Here is a 4,081-nt window from a genome sequence, read left to right on the forward strand (position 1 = left end):
TGTGGGATGAAAACACAGCCAAAAATTAATCATTGACGCCATAGTCGTTTGTTAGGCAAATTTTCAACTGAACGACACTACCTCGATTACTTCGATTGATTTCTTGTGGGCGTCACCAATTATGTAAGACTCCGTCGGGACTGCATCTGTTGACCTCCAATTACTCGCAACCGATATGATTTTATGCAATAGATACTGAAATTCACCTTCAGGGTGCTTATACAAGATTATTTTGTTTGCATCATGCATATTCTCAGCACTAGTGTACCCGTCCCAAAACAGAACCAAACCATCATTCAATGAAATTAAGGCGTTTGGAGAAAGATGCGGTGGATGATTCCTACATGCCTCCAAATAGTTTTTTAGCAGTGTATCTTTGTTTAAAGTGAAATTTTTACATAGAATGAAGCCAAATATTTGGTCATAGTAATTGTTTACCTGATCGAACCTTTGTTCGAATTCCCCCTCAACAGCCATCGTGGTGTTGAGTCTTCTGAAATGAAATGGATTTTCTGTATGCCTGTTCAATTGCTTGACCGATGCTATTTTATTTACGGCATCATTAAGTTCTTTGGTTCCTAAACTACTCTTTATCTCTCCCACAGCAATGACACTTTCGCACGGAAAGTAGGTAGCTTGTGGATCATCGTTAACTGAGAATATTGGGCAAATATCCTTTTCATATAAAACGATGTCGGTTTGATTTGATGCTGTTCCTGAAGTGTCTATAATGCAGCCAGATCCAATACCAATCATCTTAGGTAAAACAGATTCAAGTTTCTTCTTTACTCCAAATTCTCTCAAACCACCGATGATACCAGGAGTTGTAGCTCGACTCGCTTTATCAAAGTCTTGAATTAAATCACTCCCCAGCTCTCTTAGAAAATCTTGAGTACTAAATTTATTTTTCTGCATACCTAAACCCAATGATAAATTTATATTATTTGCCTAACGAATGACATGGATTCCCCCTACCGAGGATCTGCCACACTTATGTGGTACTTAATTGCACCGGAGGCACCATGTCTGATTTTTCTTATTTCTGCGGTATCGACCTAGCTAAAAACCACTTCAGTCTTCATGCCGTAGACCAAAATGGTAAGGTCATACTTCATAAGTCGGTAACTCGCTCTAAACTACTGACTACAATAGCAAATATGCCACTCATGCGTATAGGCGTTGAAGCGTGTGGTGGTGCACATTATTGGGCAAGAACACTCAATAAACTTGGGCACGACGCCCGCATTATGGCCGTTAAATACGTAATTCCTTATCGAACTAAAGGAAAGAACGACCTTAATGATGCTGTTGCCATATGCGAAGCTGTTCAGCGTCCATCAACTCGCTTTGTACCCGTAAAATCCCCCGAGCAACAAGCCATCTTATCGGTACATAGAATGAGAGAGCATTGGGTTCGTGAACGCACCGCGCTTATGAATCGCATGCGCGCCCTACTCTCTGAGTTCGGGTTAATCATTCCTGTTGGCCGCTCTTCATTAATGAAACACGTTCCCTTAATGCTTGAAGATGCAGAAAATGAACTGCCACATCTCGCAAGAACGGGGATTGCCGATGCTTATCACCACCTTGGAGAGTTGAATCAACGTATCGCCGATACTGAACAAGTCTTCGAGTCTTTTGCTAAGGTCAGCGCTAATGTTCAACGAGTGATGAAAGTTCGAGGTATTGGGCCGCAAACCGCTACTGCGATACTTGCTTCGATAGGCAATGGTTCTCAATTTGATAAAAGCCGTGATTTCTCTGCTTGGCTAGGACTAGTACCAAAGCAATATTCGACGGGAGGAAAGCCTCGCTTAGGTCGGATAACCAAACACGGCGACAAATACTTGCGAACACTATTAGTTCACGGGGCAAGGACAGTCATTGCCAACCTTGGCGACAAGCAAGATAAGCTAAGTCAGTGGTGTCGAGGCGTTCTAGAACGAAGAGGAATGAACCGAGCGATAGTGGCACTTGCCGCGAAGAACGCACGAATTATATGGTCGCTTTTACACAATCAAACCGAATATGAAAACTATGCTGCTTAAGTAGAAACCTAAGCAGCATAGAGAGTTAAACCCACCGGGTCATTGCAGACGCTAATGATGGAGATAGGTTAAGACCACTTGCGGAGAGCCTGTTAATGCGGCGGACACACTAGATGTCATCTAACGAATAAGGCACCGCAGTCGCGCAAGTCATCAGGGCCACGACGTATGCGAATCGTCGATAAGTAGGCCGAATGTAGAGCGGCAGTCCAAAACCCATCAACATAAGTTTAGCGGATGTTTGACAACCGGGGGAATCCATGTAGCCGCATTAAGCGGACAAAAATGGTTGGCTAAAATCGCGAAGCGACGGCCAACTGTTTTTGTTCCGTTTAAATGACTTGTTATAAGGCACTTTCGTCAATGATTCTGAACTGCTTCGGTACTAAAAATGCCAGTATGACTGCCAAAATTAACATCATTATCACTCGTATACTCACTGAGGGAATCAACGATTCAAGTAATGTAAAACTCAGCGCTGATGAACCGCCAACAAACATGCCTAAATAGGAGCGTCTTGGTGTCCATTCGATCAAAGCTGAACATTGGGTACAGCGATACTTTGTCCTATTTCCACTAAATAAAAACCAACTAAGTGAAATCTTCTGTTGACAATTAGGGCACTCTCTATTCTTCATACTAAATCAAACTCCATGTGACTTATAACGCCTGCTTAAGCGGACTAAAATAGTGGGTTAAAATGTGTAGCGAAGCGAAACCTAACCCACTGTTTTAGTTCCGTTTAAAGCTCTTGTTAGCCGATCAACTTATAAGAGAAAACAAACTCTTTATCTGGCTTACTGCTTAGCATATTAAACAATATGTCAAAGTCGGTTGCATCTTCCTGATGAGCACGCCAAATTGCTGAAGTATCACCTAAAGTGAGAGCTAATTGGTCTGCCATTGTTAATTGAACTTTACGAGATTTATTTATAGTATCAACAATATGAAATAGGTCGCCAGATATAACTTTAAGCGCCATCTGCTCTTGATTCTTACTAGTAGAAGAACGAATATGCTCTAATGCTTTCGAACTCACTTTGACTGATATAAGACTCATAAATACCCCTTAGAAACAATATTACATATCGGATTAATAGATTCGGCTAACGCCAAATTAAGGTGTGAACAACGCCAACAACCCTACCTAAAGCATTGCGCCATAAACACTAAACTTGCTTGAAGTGAAAGCGCCGAGCGTTGTGAATCACTCTTAAATTTATTGTTATATGCGTGGTGACATTGGCGCGAAAGGTATTTCGCATATTTTCAAGTAAGGCCCCTCACCAAAAGGAGACTCTGCTAATTCAATTTCTCCATGCGACGTATAAACGTCAAACAGAGCATTACTTTCCACCAAATCACCTTCAAGCTCAATGACTCTATCATTTGCGCTACTACACCCTCCACGCTGCCCTCGTTTGAAGGCTAAATACATTTCGTGCATCGACTTAACTGCAAGCGCACAATGAATCTGTTCATGACGATAGAGCTTCTCAAGATATGGACGAAACTCCTCAGCTGACTCATCTGAAGTCTTAGGCATTTCGAACTTCGGAAGTGTATAGGTAACTTCAAGCTCAAATTCATGAATTTCGCAAGAATCATCATCCGTATGGAAGTCGTATTTCCACGCGGTGTAACCGTCAAAGCCTTCATTTACGAGAAACTCAGGTCTAGCGTTAAATGAACGCTCAATTTCTTCAACACTATTCCCGCTAATCTCATACACTTCAAACTTTTTCTTGAAGGGAAAGTCTAGCTTGACGTCAGCATTAGCCTGACTAAACGCCATTAAGCAATATATTGAAAGTACTACTTTTTTCATCATCATCCTTGAAGCATATAACGCCCAATTAAGGTGTGAAGCACGCTGCCACAGAACTCAATTTGACTACCGTAAACACTGAACTGAACCCAAACCAAAAATGCCAAGCGTGCTGAATCACTCTTAAATTGTTTGTATGGATAATAAGCACTCCAATCGGGTAATGTGAGACCCAGGCTTTAGCTGCAACTAAAGCTTTCTATGT

The 4,081-nt window shown here is 41.7% G+C and carries 4 protein-coding genes; 1 reads left to right on the forward strand and 3 read right to left on the reverse strand.

The genetic code is table 11. The annotated features are described in order from the left end of the window. Positions 1-63: 63 nt before the first annotated feature. Positions 64-915: a DUF6602 domain-containing protein gene (locus AB6E51_RS23965; protein ID WP_372059124.1), complete on the reverse strand. Its 852-nt coding sequence runs from the start codon at positions 913-915 to the stop codon at positions 64-66. Positions 916-1,022: 107 nt separating this feature from the next. On the opposite strand from AB6E51_RS23965, the gene AB6E51_RS23970 reads away from it, so the two are divergent. Continuing rightward, the gene (locus tag AB6E51_RS23970; protein ID WP_372059125.1) at positions 1,023-2,048 is read left to right on the forward strand and encodes an IS110 family transposase; all 1,026 of its coding nucleotides are present in this window, start codon (positions 1,023-1,025) and stop codon (positions 2,046-2,048) included. A gap of 754 nt (positions 2,049-2,802) precedes the next feature. Here AB6E51_RS23970 and AB6E51_RS23975 read toward each other — a convergent pair. Next, positions 2,803-3,108 (reverse strand): hypothetical protein, encoded by a 306-nt coding sequence (locus AB6E51_RS23975; RefSeq protein ID WP_017067214.1) that lies wholly within the window; start codon positions 3,106-3,108, stop codon positions 2,803-2,805. Positions 3,109-3,273: 165 nt separating this feature from the next. Then, positions 3,274-3,876 (reverse strand): DUF922 domain-containing protein, encoded by a 603-nt coding sequence (locus tag AB6E51_RS23980; protein ID WP_065583845.1) that lies wholly within the window; start codon positions 3,874-3,876, stop codon positions 3,274-3,276. Positions 3,877-4,081 lie beyond the last annotated feature (205 nt).

The organism is Vibrio sp. 10N.247.311.47 (genome assembly GCF_041467535.1).
Lineage (GTDB): Bacteria > Pseudomonadota > Gammaproteobacteria > Enterobacterales > Vibrionaceae > Vibrio > Vibrio crassostreae_C.